Source organism: Azohydromonas aeria (assembly GCF_009760915.1).
In the GTDB taxonomy this organism is placed as follows: Bacteria; Pseudomonadota; Gammaproteobacteria; order Burkholderiales; family Burkholderiaceae_C; genus Azohydromonas; species Azohydromonas aeria.
In genome coordinates this window covers 1-13,904 of the sequence record NZ_VIDQ01000052.1, presented here as the reverse complement: position 1 = coordinate 13,904, position 13,904 = coordinate 1, and the positions used below count along the sequence as shown (strand labels likewise).

The window sequence follows — 13,904 nt, the reverse complement described above, 5'->3', positions numbered from 1 at the left end:
CACCTCAGGGCGAACGGAAAAGAGAATGCACGTCGATATGATTTGGCGGGTCAGACCATCTGCGCCGCCGAAGCATTTTCCAGTTGCACCTTCTTTTCCTCCACCGTCGCCGGCCGGATCTGCCCGCGCTCCTGGATGAAAATCACGTGGCGGTCGCCGGCGTCGCTGTTGACGAACTGGCGGAAACGCTTGCGGGTTTCGGGGTTGGTCACGGCTTCCTTCCACTCGCAGCGGTAGGTATTCACCACGTGCTGCATGTCGGCTTCCAGTTCGGCCGCAATGCCAAGCTTGTCGTTGATGATGACCTGCTTCAGATAATCCAGCCCGCCTTCGAGATTGTCGCGCCAGACGCTGGTGCGCTGCAGCCGGTCGGCGGTGCGCACGTAGAACATCAGGAAACGGTCGATCATGCGCACCAGTTCGGCCTTGGACAAATCCGAGGCCAGCAATTCCGCGTGGCGCGGCTTCATGCCGCCGTTGCCGCAGACATAAAGGTTCCAGCCCTTTTCCGTGGCGATCACGCCCACGTCCTTGCCCTGCGCCTCGGCGCATTCCCGGGTGCAGCCGGAAACCCCGAACTTGATTTTGTGCGGCGCGCGCAGGCCCTTGTAGCGATTTTCCAGTTCCACCGCGAGGCCGACGCTGTCGTCCACGCCATAGCGGCACCAGGTCGAGCCCACGCAGGATTTGACGGTGCGCAGCGATTTCCCATACGCATGGCCGGATTCGAAACCGGCTGCAATCAGCTCTTCCCAGATCAGCGGCAACTGCTCGACGCGGGCACCGAACAGGTCCACGCGCTGGCCACCGGTGATCTTGGTGTAGAGGCCGTATTTCTTCGCCACCTGGCCCACGGCAATCAACCCTTCGGGCGTGACCTCGCCGCCGGCCATGCGCGGCACCACGGAATAGGTGCCGTCCTTCTGGATGTTGCCCAGGAAATAGTCGTTCGAATCCTGCAGGCTGGCATGCTCCTTCTTGAGCACGAACTCGTTCCAGACCGAGGCCAGGATATTCGCGGCGGTGGGCTTGCAGATGTCGCAGCCCAGGCCCTGGCCGTGCTTCGACAGCAGTTCCTCGAAACTCCTGATCTTGCCGACCTTGACCAAGTGGAACAGTTCCTGGCGGGAATAGGCGAAATGCTCGCACAGGTGGTTGTTGACGGCCACGCCGAGTTTCTTCATCTCGGCCTTCATCACCTGGGTCACCAGCGGCACGCAGCCGCCACAGGTCATGCCGGCCTTGGTGCACGATTTCAAGGCGCCAATGGTCGTCACGCCGCCGGCCACGGCCTGGCACAACTGCGCCTTGGTCACGCTGTTGCAGGAGCAGATTTGCGCCGAATCCGGCAGCGCGTCAGCGCCCAAACCCGGCTTGGCTTGCCCGTCGGATTGCGGCAGGATCAGGAATTCCGGCGCCTCCGGCAATTCGATGCGGTTCAGCATCATCTGCAGCAGGGTGCCATATTCGCTGGCATCGCCCACCAGCACGGCGCCCAGCAACTGCTTGCCGTCCTCCGACACCACGATTTTCTTGTAAACCTGCTTGCGCTCGTCGGCAAACTGGTACGACCGGCTTTTCGGGGTCTGGCCCATGGCGTCGCCCACGCTGGCCACGTCCACGCCCATGAGTTTGAGCTTGGTGCTGAGGTCGGCGCCGTTGAAATCGGCCGCCTCGCCGGCCAGGGTTTTGGCCACCACGCGCGCCATGTCGTAGCCCGGGGCCACCAGGCCGAAGACCTGGCCGTTCCAGGAGGCGCATTCGCCGATGGCAAACACGTCCGGATCGCTGGTGCGGCACTGGTTGTCGATGACGATGCCGCCGCGCGGGCCGACCGTCAAACCACACTGGCGGGCTAGGTCGTCGCGCGGACGAATACCCGCCGAAAACACGATCATGTCGGTTTCCAGGTGCGAGCCGTCGGCAAACACCATGCGGTGCCGGGCGGTTTCACCGGTGGTGATCTCGACGGTATTCTTCTGGGTATGCACGCCCACGCCCAGGCCCTCGATCTTGGTGCGCAGCATGCGGCCGCCGCCCTCGTCCATTTGCACGGCCATCAGGCGCGGCGCGAATTCGACGACGTGCGTCTGCAGTTTCATGTCGCGCAGGGCCTTGGCGCATTCCAAGCCCAGCAAACCACCGCCGACCACCACGCCGCTTTGCGAGCGCCGGCCGCATTCGAGCATGGCCTCGAGGTCGTCGATGGTGCGGTAAACGAAGCAGTCGGTGCGGTCCTTGCCCGGGATCGGCGGCACGAACGGGTAGGAGCCGGTGGCGATGACCAGTTTGTCGTAGGTCAGCGTTTCACCCGTGGACGCCGTTACCCACTTGTTTTCCCGGTCGATGATCGTCGCGCGCGCATTGAGTTTCAGCAGCAGGTTGTCACGCTCGAAAAATCCAGCCGGCACCAGCGACAGGTCGTCGGCGCTCTTGCCCGAGAAGAATTCGGACAGGTGTACCCGGTCATAGGCCGGGCGCGATTCCTCGCTCAGCACCGTGACTTCCGCATGCTCGATGCCGGAGTCCACCAGGCTTTCCAGGAATTTTTGCCCGACCATGCCGTGACCGATGACGAGGATTTTCATGACGCGCTGCTTCCCGATGCGAAAGGTTCAAAAGGCCGGCGCCAGGCCGGTGTGTGGGAAAGGGGTTTGGAAACCGGGTTCCAGTGCTTCCCGCGCCGAATCGCTCCGAAATGGCCATGCGGCGGCGCGACCGGTTGGCGCCGGCTTCGGACGAATTCAGGTAGGGGAGCCTCGCAATGCCGGGAGTCGCCGCTGACTCAAGGACCGGCCGCATCGTCGCGGCCGGGGGGTTGGCCGGCAGTCATTTGCCGGGCCCCAATGCATTGCGCTGGAGAGTGGTCCATCCTTCGCAAGGGCTGTGCCAAGTCCTCCTCAAGGGGGAAGCGCCCGGCCATCGGGGTTTGCACGCACCAAGGGCGGCCACGGCGCACCAAGGCGACGCAAGGACACGGTGCGGGGGCGCACGCCCGGCGTGCGCCCGGCAGCGGGTTCAGCTCACTGCGCCGCCGGCAGCCAGAAGGTAAAGCGGCTGCCCTGCCCCGGGGTGCTGTGCACCTCCAGCGCGCCGCCCATGCGCTGCAGCAGCTCGTGGCTGATGGCCAGCCCGATGCCGGTGCCCGGGATGCCGCTGCGCTCGGCACCCAGCCGGTTGAAGGGCTGGCCGATCTGCCGCACCTGCTCCGGCGTGAGGCCGGCTCCGGTGTCGGCCACGCACAGGCCGCAGCGCGCGCCCTGGCCCTCGCCGTCCCGGCAGCCGCTCAGGCGCACCTCGCCGCCCGGGCGGTTGTACTTGATGGCGTTGGACACCAGGTTCAGCAGCACCTGGCGCACGCGGCGCGTGTCGCCGCGCACCACGTGGCCCTCCATCAGCTCCGCGACCACGCGCACGCCGGCCTGGCGCGCCTGCGTGGCGCTCCAGCGCAGCGCGTCCTCCACCAGCGGCGCCAGCGCCACGGCCTCGGCGCGGGCGGCCTCGGCGTCGGGGCGGGCCAGCTCCAGCAGGTCGTCGATCAGTGCCAGCAGGTGCTGCCCGGCCTCGTCGATCTGCCGGGCCCATTCCCGCTGCGCCGGGGCCAGGGCCGGCCCGCCGCGAGGCATCTGCAGCAGCTGCGCGAAGCCCAGCACCGCGTTCAGCGGCGTGCGCAGCTCGTGGCTGACGCGCGCCAGCAGCGCGCTCTTGGCCTGGTTCGCCTGCTCCGCGCGCTCGCGCTGCAGCTCGGCGGCCTGGGCGCGGGCGCGGTCGGTGATGTCGGCGTTGATGCCGACCATGCGCACGGCCTGGCCGGGGCCGGTGGCCAGCGCGCGGCCGCGCGTGGTCAGCCAGTGCTCGGAGCCGTCGGGCCAGCGCACGCGCAGGTCCATGTCGTAGGGCTCGCCGTGCTCGACGTGGCGGCGCGGCAGCGCGCTGAGGCGGCTCTGGTCTTCGGGATGGTTGCTCAGGCGCGAGAGCTGCCACACCGGGCGCGGATCGGCCGGGTCGAGCCCGCGCAGCCGGTACATGGCCTCGTTCCAGTAGAGGGTGCGGCCGTCGAGGTCGGACTCCCACACGCCCAGCCCCGCGGCCTGCACAGCCAGCGCCAGCCGCTCCAGCTCGTGCCGGGCCTGGCTCTCGGCCACCGGCGCCAGCCAGGCCAGCACCGCGTCGTCGCCTTGCGGGCACAGCGTGGCGTCCAGCGCGGGCGTGCCCGGCAGGCCCAGCGAGGAGCCCGCGGCCGTGTCGCCGTTACGCAGTGCCGCGGCGCAGGCCAGCGCCCAGCGCACCCAGTCGGCCTCGCCCACCCCGGCGCGCTCGCCCCAGCGCTGCGCCGCCGGGTTGCAGCGCCAGCGCAGCGAACCGTCGGGCTGCCGCCACACCGCCAGCGCCGGGTGCGGCGCCGGCCACCACAGGGCCTCGTCCATTGCCTCGTCTCTCGGCTGTTGGAGGGCGCCGCGCTCAGCGCGCCGCCATGGGCTCGCCCAGCCGGATGAAGTGCAGCGGCTTCCACGCCGGGTTCCACTTCAGTCCGCGCTGAGGGAACAGCATCACCACCGTGGAGCCCAGCAAAAAGCGGCCCATCTCCTCGCCCTGCTTCAGTTCCACCGGCGCGCCGTCGCGGTAGGTCCACTCGCGCACCCGGCCCGGGCGCGGCGGGTTCACCACGCCGTGCCAGACGGTGGCCATGCTGCCGACGATGGTGGCGCCCACCAGCACCAGCACCCAGGGCCCGTGCGCGCCCTCGAACACGCACACCACGCGCTCGTTGCGGGCGAAGAGGCCCGGCACGCCGCGCGCGGTCACCGGGTTGACCGAGAACAGCTCGCCGGGCACGTGCACCATGCGCACCAGGCGCCCGTCGCAGGGCATGTGCACGCGGTGGTAGTCCTTGGGGCTGAGGTAGAGCGTGGCGAAGCTGCCGCCCTCGAAGGTCGCGGCCAGCGCCGCGTCGCCGCCCACGAGCGCGGTGGCGGTGTAGTCGTGGCCCTTGGCCTGGAAGATGCGGCCCTTGTCCACGTCGCCGAACTGGCTCACCGCGCCGTCCACCGGGCAGATCAGGTCGGCCACCGCCAGCGGCCGCGCGCCGGGCTTCAGGGGGCGGGTGAAGAACTCGTTGAAGCTGGCGTAGCTGGCGATGTCGGGGTTGAGCGCCTCGCCCATGTCCACGCCGTAGCGCTTGACGAACCAGCGGATGATGCGCGTGGTCCCCGCCCCGCCGCGCCAGGACGCGACCTTGCCGGCAAACACGGTCATCGCCTGCTTGGGCAGCAGGTACTGGACAAGGACGGAGAGGCGGTCAATCAAGGCGGTGGTCCGGTGCGGCGCGGCAAAACCGGAAAGTGTAGCGAGCAGCAATCACGCTTTCGGGGGACATCCGAGCAGGCCGCTGCACCGTGTGCGGGCCGGGCCGCCTATGCTCGCCCGCCCTGCCCCGCCGCGTTCGCCGGCGGCCTTGGTCCCGCCGCTCCCGTTTTCCCGCTCCCTTCGCCGTCTTCTCCTTCGCCGCCATGCCTTCCTGCCGACGCCTTGCCGTGGCCGCCGCCGCACTCTTCCTGGCCTGCACCGCCCACGCGGCCCCCCCGCCGACGCCCACCCTGAAGCCCGGCCTGTGGCTGCTGCGCATGCAGCCCGACGACCCGGCCGTGGCGGCGCGGCTGCGCGAGCTGCAGGCGCGGCTCAAGGACGCGCCGCCGCAGCTGCGCCAGCTGGCCGAGTCGATGCTGCAGCAGCAGGGCGCGGCCTGGGCCGGCGGCGACAGCGTGCACCTGTGCCTGGGCGCGGCGGACCTGGCCGGCGGCGGCTGGACGGGCGCGCCGCGCGGCGGCGCGTGCACCACCACCGTGACGCCCGGCGCCGGCGGCGCGCGCTTCCACACCCGCTGCACTGCCCCCGTGCCCAGCGACACCGAGGGCGAGGCCCGCTTCCTCGACGCCGAGCACTACACGCTCGGCACGACCACCACCGTCACCACCGGCAGCGGCACACGCACGGTGCGGGCGAGCGGGCAGGCGAGCTGGCTCTCTGCGGGGTGTGGGGAGTTGGGGAGGTAGGCGCGAGTCGGAAACCGGCTCAACTCGACATCTGCCCCCACGCCTTGTCCAGCCGCTTGACGCTCACCGGCTGCGGCGTGCGCAGCTCCTGGGCGAAGAAGCTCACGCGCAGCTCCTCCAGCAGCCAGCGGTACTCGTCGAGCCGCGCGTCGTGCTGGCCCTTCAGGTCGGCGAGGCGGCGCAGGAAGCGCTGCTCCAGCGGGCGCAACTCGGCCAAGCGCTGCGCGTCGCGCGCGGGGTCGGCGCGCCACTTGTCCAGCCGCATCACGATCGCCTTCAGGTAGCGCGGCAGGTGCTGCAGCGCGTTCCACGGCGTCTGCACGATGAAGCGCTTGGGCACCAGGCGCTGCAGCTGCGCCTGGATATCGTCCGCCGCGTCCCTGGGCAGGTTGCGCGCGTCCTTGAGCTTCCTCACCGCCGCGGCGTACTCGACCAGGACCGTGAGCGCCTGGCGCGCCACCTCCTGCGCGATCAGGTTGAGCCGCCCGCGGCCCTCGTCGATGCGGCGCTTGAAGGCGAACTCGTCGGCGGGCAGCGGTTCGCCCAGGAAGGCGCGGTCCAGCGCCACGTCGATGATCTGCTCGCGCAGCTCCTCCTGCGTGCCCAGCGGCATGTAGGCCACGGCCATCTTCTGCAGGTCGGGGATGTTCTTCTCCAGGTATTTCAAGGGCTCCCGGATCTGCAGCGCCACCAGCCGCCGCAAGCCGGCGCGGTGCTTCGCGGCCGCGACCTCGGGCTCGTCGAAGACCTCGATCTCGACGTGCGCGCCCTTGTCGATCAGCGCCGGGAATCCCACCAGCGTCTGGCCGCCCTTGCTCAGCTCCATCAGCTCGGGCAGCTCGCCGAAGGTCCAGGCCGTGTACTTCGCGGGCTCGGCCGGCGCCGGGGCCGGCGCGGGCGCCTTGGCGACACGCTCGGCGCGTCCGCCCGGACCGCCGGCAGCCGGCGCCGCGGCAGGCGCTGAAGCCGGTGCGGCCGGCGCCGGCGCCGCGGCCTTGACCTTCAAGGCCGCCAGCGCCTGGAACGCCGAGCGCGCCTGGCTGCCCAGCTCGGCCTTGAGCGTGGGCAGGTGCCGCCCCATGCCGAGCTGGCGCCCATGCTCGTCCACCACCTTGAAGTTCATGAACAGGTGCGGGCTCAACATGTCGAGCTTGAAGTCCGCGCGCTGCACCGCCAGCTGGGTGCGCTCGCGCACGAACTTCAGCAAGGTGTCGGTCAGGCCGCCGTCACCGAAGGGCGTGAGCGCCACGAACTCGGCCGCCGTGTCGGGCAGCGGCACCAGCCGCGCGCGCGGGCGCTGCGGCAGGCTCTTGAGCAGCGCCTGCACCTTGGCCGCGAGCATGCCGGGCACGAGCCACTCGCAGCGGTCCTCGCTGACCTGGTTCAGCGCGTAGATGGGCACCGTCACCGTCACGCCGTCGCGCGCGTCGCCGGGCTCGTGCAGGTAGGCCGCGGCGCAGTCGATGCCGCCCAGCCGGATCGTCTTCGGGAAGGCCTCGCTGGTGACGCCGGCGGCCTCGTGCCGCATCAGCTCTTCCTTGCTGATCTGCAGCAGCTTCGGGTCGGCCCGCCCGGCATGGCGGAACCAGCGCTCCAGGCTCGCGCCGCTGTGCACGTCGGCCGGGACGTGGCGGTCGTAGAAGGCGAAGATCAGCTCCTCGTCCACCAGCACGTCCTGGCGCCGCGACTTGTGCTCCAGTTCCTGCACTTGGCGCACCATCTTCTGGTTGTGGGCCAGGAAGGGCAGCCTGGTGTCCCACTCCCCCGCCACCAGCGCCTGGCGAATGAAGATCTCGCGCGCGCCCATGGGGTCGAGCTTGGCGTAGTTCACGCGCCGGTTGTTGTAGATGACGATGCCGTAGAGCGTGGCGCGCTCCAGCGCCACGACCTCGGCCGCCTTCTTCTCCCAGTGCGGGTCGAGCAGCTGCGTCTTGATCAGGTGGCCGGCAATGCCCGGCAGCCACTGCGGCTCGATGGCGGCGATGCCGCGGCCGAACAGGCGCGTGGTCTCCACCAGCTCCGCCGCGACGATCCAGCGCCCGGGCTTCTTGCTCAGGTGCGCACCCGGATGGCGCCAGAACTTGATGCCGCGCGCGCCCAGGTACCAGTCGTCCTCATCGCTCTTCAGGCCGATGTTGCCCAGCAGCCCGGCCAGCATGGACAGGTGCACCTGCTCGTAGGTGGCCGGGCCGTCGTTGAGGCGCCAGCCGTGCTCGGCCACGACGGTGTGCAGCTGCGAGTGGATGTCGCGCCACTCGCGCACGCGGCGCGGGCTGATGAAGTTTTCCCGCAGCAGCGCCTCGTGCTTGCGCGCCGACAGCCGGTGCGCCGTGCCGTCGCCGCCGCGCGAGGTCTCCAGCCACTTCCACAGCTTCAGGTAGCCGTTGAACTCGGACTTCTCGTCGTCGAACGGCTTATGACGCTGGTCGGCCGTCTGCTGCTGCTCCAGCGGGCGGTCGCGCACGTCCTGCACGCTCAAGGCGCTGGCGATGATCAGCACCTCGGTCAGCGCGTGGCGCTGGCGCGCCTCGGTGATCATGCGGCCGATGCGCGGGTCCAGCGGCAGCTTCGACAGCTCATGGCCGACGGGCGTGAGCTCGTTGCGCTCGTCAACGGCACCCAGCTCGGCCAGCAGCGCGTAGCCGTCGGCAATCGCCTTGCGCGGCGGCGGCTCCAGGAACGGGAAATCCTCGACCGTGCCCAGGTGCAGGCTCTTCATGCGCAGGATCACGCCGGCCAGCGAGCTGCGCAGGATCTCCGGGTCGGTGAAGCGCGTGCGGCCGGCGAAGTCGGCCTCGTCATAGAGGCGGATGCAGATGCCGTTGGACACGCGGCCGCAGCGGCCGGCGCGCTGGTTCGCCGCCGCCTGGCTCACCGGCTCGATCTGCAGCTGCTCGACCTTGTTGCGGTAGCTGTAGCGCTTGACGCGCGCCAGGCCCGAGTCCACCACGTAGCGGATGCCGGGCACCGTGAGCGAGGTCTCGGCCACGTTGGTGGCCAGCACGATGCGCGGGCGCGCGCCGGTCTCGAAGACGCGGTCCTGCTCCTGCTGCGACAGCCGCGCGAACAGCGGCAGGATCTCCACGCCCGGCGGGTGGTGCTTGCGCAGGTGCTCGGCGGCCTCGCGGATCTCGCGCTCGCCGGGCAGGAACACCAGCACGTCGCCCGGGCCCTGGCGCCAGAGCTCGTCGACCGCGTCGGCGATGGCGTCGTTCAGGTCGAAGTCCTTGCCCTCTTCAAAAGGCCGCCAGCGCTGCTCGACCGGGTAGAGACGGCCCGAGACGTGGATCACCGGCGCCGGGCCCTTGGCGGACTCGAAGTGCTTCGCGAAGCGGTCGGCGTCGATGGTGGCCGAGGTGACAATGATCTTGAGGTCGGGCCGCCGGGGCAGCAGCTGGCGCAGGTAGCCCAGCAGGAAGTCGATGTTGAGGCTGCGCTCGTGGGCCTCGTCGATGATCAGCGTGTCGTAGGCGCGCAGCTCCGGGTCGCCCTGCGTCTCGGCCAGCAGGATGCCGTCGGTCATCAGCTTCACCGAGGCGCCGGGCTGCAGCCGGTCCTGGAAGCGGACCTTGTAGCCGACCACGTCGCCCAGCGGCGAGTTCAGCTCCTGCGCGATGCGCTTGGCCACGCTGGAGGCGGCGATGCGCCGCGGCTGGGTGTGGCCGATGAGCCGGCCGCCGTTGCCGCGGCCGCGGCCCAGGGCCAGCGCGATCTTGGGCAGCTGCGTCGTCTTGCCCGAGCCGGTCTCGCCGCTGACGATGATCACCTGGTGCTCGCGCAGCGCGCGCGCGATCTCGTCGCGCCGGGCGCTGACGGGCAGGCTCTCCGGGAAGGTGATCGGCGGGATCGGGTTGGCCGGGCGCGGGGCGGCGGGCGCGCGCGCTTCGCGGGGCGGACGTGGTTCACGGGGCTCGCGCGGCGGGCGCGGGGCGGCATCGGGACGGCGGTTCGCGGCGGGCGCCGGCGCGGGCGCGGCGGAAGACGCGGCAGCGGGCGCGGACGGGGCGGCGGCGGGGCGGGTATCGGGGGAGATGGGGGGCATTACGGGGCGGGATTATCCGCAGCCCCCGTGCCGGGCCGCGCCGCGGCGCGGGGAAGCCCTTGGCCGCGACGCATCGCCGCGTCAAGCGCCCCGGCGGGGGAAGCGGGCGGGCCGGCGCCCCGCGCGGCACTCCCCCTTTCAGGGGCATGCAAGAATTCCGGATTAAACGTCCGCCCGCTGCCCCGCCGTGAGCCTTGTCTTTCCGCACACCTTCGTCCCGTGGTTCCGCGCGGTGGCGCCCTACATCCACGCCTACCACGGCAAGACCTTCGTGATCGGCCTGGCCGGCGAGGCCATTGCCGCGGGCAAGCTCAACCAGTTCGCGCAGGACCTCTCGATCCTGCAGGCCATGGGCATCAAGCTGGTGCTGGTGCACGGCTTCCGGCCACAGGTCAACGAGCAGCTCGCCGCCAAGGGCCACACCTCGCGCTTCAGCCACGGGCTGCGCATCACCGACGAGGTGGCGCTGGACTGCGCGCAGGAGGCCGCGGGGCAGCTGCGCTTCGAGATCGAGGCCGCCTTCTCCCAGGGCCTGCCCAACACCCCCATGGCCAACGCCACGGTGCGCGTGGTCTCGGGCAACTTCCTGACCGCGCGCCCGGTGGGCATCGTCGACGGCGTGGACTTCATGCACAGCGGCGTGGTGCGCAAGGTGGACGCCGCGGCCATCCGCCGCGCCATCGACTCCGACACGCTGGTGCTGCTGTCGCCCTTCGGCTTCTCGCCCACCGGCGAGGCCTTCAACCTGGCGATGGAGGAAGTCGCCACCGCCACGGCCATCGCGCTGCAGGCCGACAAGCTGCTGTTCGTGACCGAGATGCCGGGCCTGCGCGAGAACCTGGCCGACCCGGAAAGCCCCATCGACACCGAGCTGTCGCTGGCCGAGGCCGAGCGGCTGCTGGCCGCGCTGCCGCGCCCGACGCTGCCCAGCGACCCGGCCTTCTACCTGCAGCACTGCGTGCGCGCCTGCCGCGGCGGCGTCGAGCGCAGCCACATCCTGCCCTTCTCGGTGGACGGCGCGCTGCTGATGGAGGTGTTCACGCACGATGGCATTGGCACCATGGTCGTGGACGAGAAGCTGGAGAGCCTGCGCGAGGCCACCAGCGACGACGTCGGCGGCATCCTGCAGCTCATCGAGCCCTTCGAGCGCGACGGCACGCTGGTGCGGCGCGAGCGCACGGAGATCGAGCGCGACATCGCCAACTACACCGTCATCGAGCACGACGGCGTGATCTTCGGCTGCGCGGCGCTGTATCCCTACCCGGAAGCGCGCACCGGCGAGATGGCGGCGCTGACCATCTCGCCGCAGGTGCAGAGCCAGGGCGACGGCGAGCGCATCCTGAAGCGCGTGGAGCAGCGCGCCCGGGCGCTGGGGCTGGAGAGCATCTTCGTGCTGACCACGCGCACCAAGCACTGGTTCGTCAAGCGCGGCTTCCAGCAGGTCGATCCGGACTGGCTGCCCGAAGCCCGCAAGCGCAAGTACAACTGGGACCGGCGCTCGCTGGTGCTGGTCAAGAAGCTGAACTGAGCTTCGCCTTCACCCTTCACATTTTTCCGAGAACCCCTTTTCCCCGAGGAGAAACGACATGGCACGCATGGTCCAGTGCATTTACCTGAAGAAGGAGGCCGAGGGCCTCGACTTCGCGCCCTACCCCGGCGAGCTGGGCAAGCGCATCTACGACAACGTCAGCAAGGAAGCCTTCGAGCAGTGGAAGCGCCACCAGACGATGCTGGTCAACGAGAACCGGCTCAACTTGGCCGATGCGCGCGCGCGCCAATACCTGGCGCGGCAGATGGAGCGCTTCTTCTTCGGCGAAGGCGCGGACCAGCCCACGGGCTTCGTGCCGCCCTCGGCCTGAGTTTGAGCGGGGCCCGCTCCAATATGGCGCAGCGGGCCCCGGCGGCAATATCGCGGCAATTGAATCGCGGCAACCGGACCTGCGGCGGTGATATATTCAGGCGTCACTTCGATCAATAAGAGGAGCCTGGATTGACCACCCTGCAGGAACTGCTGCAACGGCGCGAGGAACTGGAGCGCCGGATTGCCGAATCCCAGAACCAGGAGCGCACCGAGGCCATCGAGACCGTGCGCCGGCTGATGGCCGAGCATGGCCTGTCCGTCGAGGATGTCACCGCCGGGCGCCGCTCGGCCAAGGCGGCCGCGGGGGCTTCGGGCGAGCGGGCCAAGGTGCCGGCCAAATACCGCAATCCCGCCACCGGCGAAAGCTGGTCGGGCCGCGGCTTGCAGCCGCGCTGGCTCAAGGCCGCGCTGGCCGAGGGCAAGCAATTGTCGGACTTCAGCATTTCCGACGCGGCCTGAAGCCGTCCGCGGGCGCATTTTCGGCATGGTTTTGCCGAAGTTTTGCCCGGCAATGATTGCCGCAACGCAAGAAAAGCCGCCCCGAGGCGGCTTTTCTTCATGGAAAACCCACGTGAATATCCCGTCCGGGCAGCATGCCCGCCCGGTGGCGGCGGCGCTTGCGCCTAGACTCAAGCCATGATCCCACCCGGCTTCATTCAGGAACTGCTCTCGCGCGTGGACATCGTGGAGATCGTCGGTCGCCAGGTCCAGCTCAGGAAGACGGGGGCCAACTACGTCGGGCTGTGCCCCTTCCACGGCGAGAAGAGCCCGAGCTTCACCGTCAGCCCGAGCAAGCAGTTCTATCACTGCTTCGGCTGCGGGGCGAACGGCGACGCCATCCGCTTCCTCACCGAGCAGCACGGGCTGAACTTCGTCGAGGCGGTCAAGGACCTGGCGCAGCAGGTGGGCCTGACCGTGCCCGAGGACGACGCCGACCCGCGCCGCAAGGAGCTCGCCGCGCAGCAGCGCGAGCGCGAGGCCACACTGGCCGACGTGCTCGGCCGTGCCGCGGCGCACTACCGCAAGCAGCTCAAGGCCAGCCCGCGCGCCATCGACTACCTCAAGGGCCGCGGCCTCTCGGGCGAGATCGCCGCGCGCTTCGCGCTGGGCTATGCGCCCGACGGCTGGCGCGGCCTGGCCAGCGTGTTCCCGCGCTACGACGACCCGCTGCTGGCCGAGGCCGGGCTGGTCGTCGTGCAGGGCGAGGACGGGCCGGAGCAGAAGCGCTATGACCGCTTCCGCGACCGGATCATGTTCCCGATCCGCAGCGTCAAGGGCGAGGTCATTGCCTTCGGCGCGCGCGTGCTCGACAAGGGTGAGCCCAAGTACCTGAACTCGCCGGAGACGCCGCTGTTCCACAAGGGGCGCGAGCTCTACGGCCTGTTCGAGGCGCGCGCGGCGCTGCGCGACAGCGGCTACGTGCTCGTCACCGAGGGCTACATGGACGTGGTGGCGCTGGCGCAGCTGGGCCTGCCGCACGCGGTGGCGACGCTGGGCACGGCCTGCACGCCGGAGCACGTGGCCAAGCTGCTGCGCTTCACGGACCAGGTGGTGTTCGCCTTCGATGGCGACGCCGCCGGGCGCCGCGCCGCCGGGCGCGCGCTGGAAGCGTCGCTGCCGCATGCCAACGACACGCGCGTGTTCCGCTTCCTGTTCCTGCCGCCGGAGCACGACCCGGACTCCTTCGTGCGCGAGCACGGGCGCGAAGCCTTCGAGCAGGCCGTGGCGCAGGCGGTGCCGCTATCGCAGCAGCTGCAGGAGCTGGCGGCGCAGGACTGCGACCTCGCCAGCGCCGAGGGGCGCGCGCGCATGCTGGCGCAGGCGAAGCCGCTGTGGAGCGCGCTGCCCGAAGGCGCACTGCGGCTGCAGCTGCTGGGCGAGCTGGCGCGGCGCGGCGCGCTGGCGCCGGAAGAGCTCGCGGCACTGTGGCAGGGGCAGCCGCGGGGGC

General features: G+C 70.2%; 9 protein-coding genes. 5 read left to right on the top strand and 4 right to left on the bottom strand.

What is annotated here, in order from left to right:
* Positions 1 to 50: 50 nt before the first annotated feature.
* From nirB to asd, 3 genes are all read right to left on the bottom strand, one after another.
* Positions 51 to 2,588, bottom strand: a complete 2,538-nt coding sequence (nirB, locus tag FJ694_RS24455) for a nitrite reductase large subunit NirB (RefSeq protein ID WP_157269934.1) — start codon at positions 2,586 to 2,588, stop codon at positions 51 to 53.
* 435 nt (positions 2,589 to 3,023) lie between these two features.
* On the bottom strand, positions 3,024 to 4,427 hold the full coding sequence (locus FJ694_RS24450) for a PAS domain-containing sensor histidine kinase (protein WP_157269933.1): 1,404 nt from the start codon (positions 4,425 to 4,427) through the stop codon (positions 3,024 to 3,026).
* Between the two features lie 34 nt (positions 4,428 to 4,461).
* Positions 4,462 to 5,307 carry an archaetidylserine decarboxylase gene (asd, locus tag FJ694_RS24445; RefSeq protein WP_157269932.1) on the bottom strand — a complete coding sequence of 282 codons (846 nt, stop codon included), beginning with the start codon at positions 5,305 to 5,307 and terminating at the stop codon, positions 4,462 to 4,464.
* A gap of 227 nt (positions 5,308 to 5,534) precedes the next feature.
* Here asd and FJ694_RS24440 point away from each other — a divergent pair, with 227 nt between their 5' ends.
* Positions 5,535 to 6,053, top strand: coding sequence for a DUF3617 family protein (locus tag FJ694_RS24440; RefSeq protein ID WP_157269931.1), 519 nt, complete (start codon positions 5,535 to 5,537; stop codon positions 6,051 to 6,053).
* Positions 6,054 to 6,072: 19 nt separating this feature from the next.
* On the opposite strand, the gene hrpA is transcribed toward FJ694_RS24440, so the two are convergent.
* Complete coding sequence (gene hrpA / locus FJ694_RS24435) at positions 6,073 to 10,095, bottom strand: ATP-dependent RNA helicase HrpA (RefSeq protein WP_198320971.1); 4,023 nt, start codon at positions 10,093 to 10,095, stop codon at positions 6,073 to 6,075.
* 187 nt (positions 10,096 to 10,282) lie between these two features.
* On the opposite strand from hrpA, the gene argA reads away from it, so the two are divergent.
* The 4 genes from argA to dnaG all read left to right on the top strand — a co-directional run.
* Complete coding sequence (argA, locus tag FJ694_RS24430; RefSeq protein WP_157269930.1) at positions 10,283 to 11,623, top strand: amino-acid N-acetyltransferase; 1,341 nt, start codon at positions 10,283 to 10,285, stop codon at positions 11,621 to 11,623.
* Positions 11,624 to 11,681: 58 nt separating this feature from the next.
* A complete protein-coding gene (locus FJ694_RS24425) occupies positions 11,682 to 11,954 on the top strand; it encodes an oxidative damage protection protein (RefSeq protein ID WP_157269929.1) in 273 nt (90 codons plus the stop codon).
* 131 nt (positions 11,955 to 12,085) lie between these two features.
* Complete coding sequence (locus FJ694_RS24420; RefSeq protein ID WP_157269928.1) at positions 12,086 to 12,415, top strand: H-NS histone family protein; 330 nt, start codon at positions 12,086 to 12,088, stop codon at positions 12,413 to 12,415.
* Positions 12,416 to 12,592: 177 nt separating this feature from the next.
* Positions 12,593 to 13,904: DNA primase (gene dnaG, locus FJ694_RS24415; protein WP_157269927.1), on the top strand; the 1,312-nt coding region annotated here is incomplete at its 3' end.

Coding starts and splice junctions, on each gene's coding strand:
- FJ694_RS24425 (WP_157269929.1), top strand. CDS start 11,682: ATGGCACGCATGGTCCAGTGCATTTACCTGAAGAAGGAGGCCGAGGGC.
- hrpA (WP_198320971.1), bottom strand. CDS start 10,095: ATGCCCCCCATCTCCCCCGATACCCGCCCCGCCGCCGCCCCGTCCGCG.
- FJ694_RS24450 (WP_157269933.1), bottom strand. CDS start 4,427: ATGGACGAGGCCCTGTGGTGGCCGGCGCCGCACCCGGCGCTGGCGGTG.
- nirB (WP_157269934.1), bottom strand. CDS start 2,588: ATGAAAATCCTCGTCATCGGTCACGGCATGGTCGGGCAAAAATTCCTG.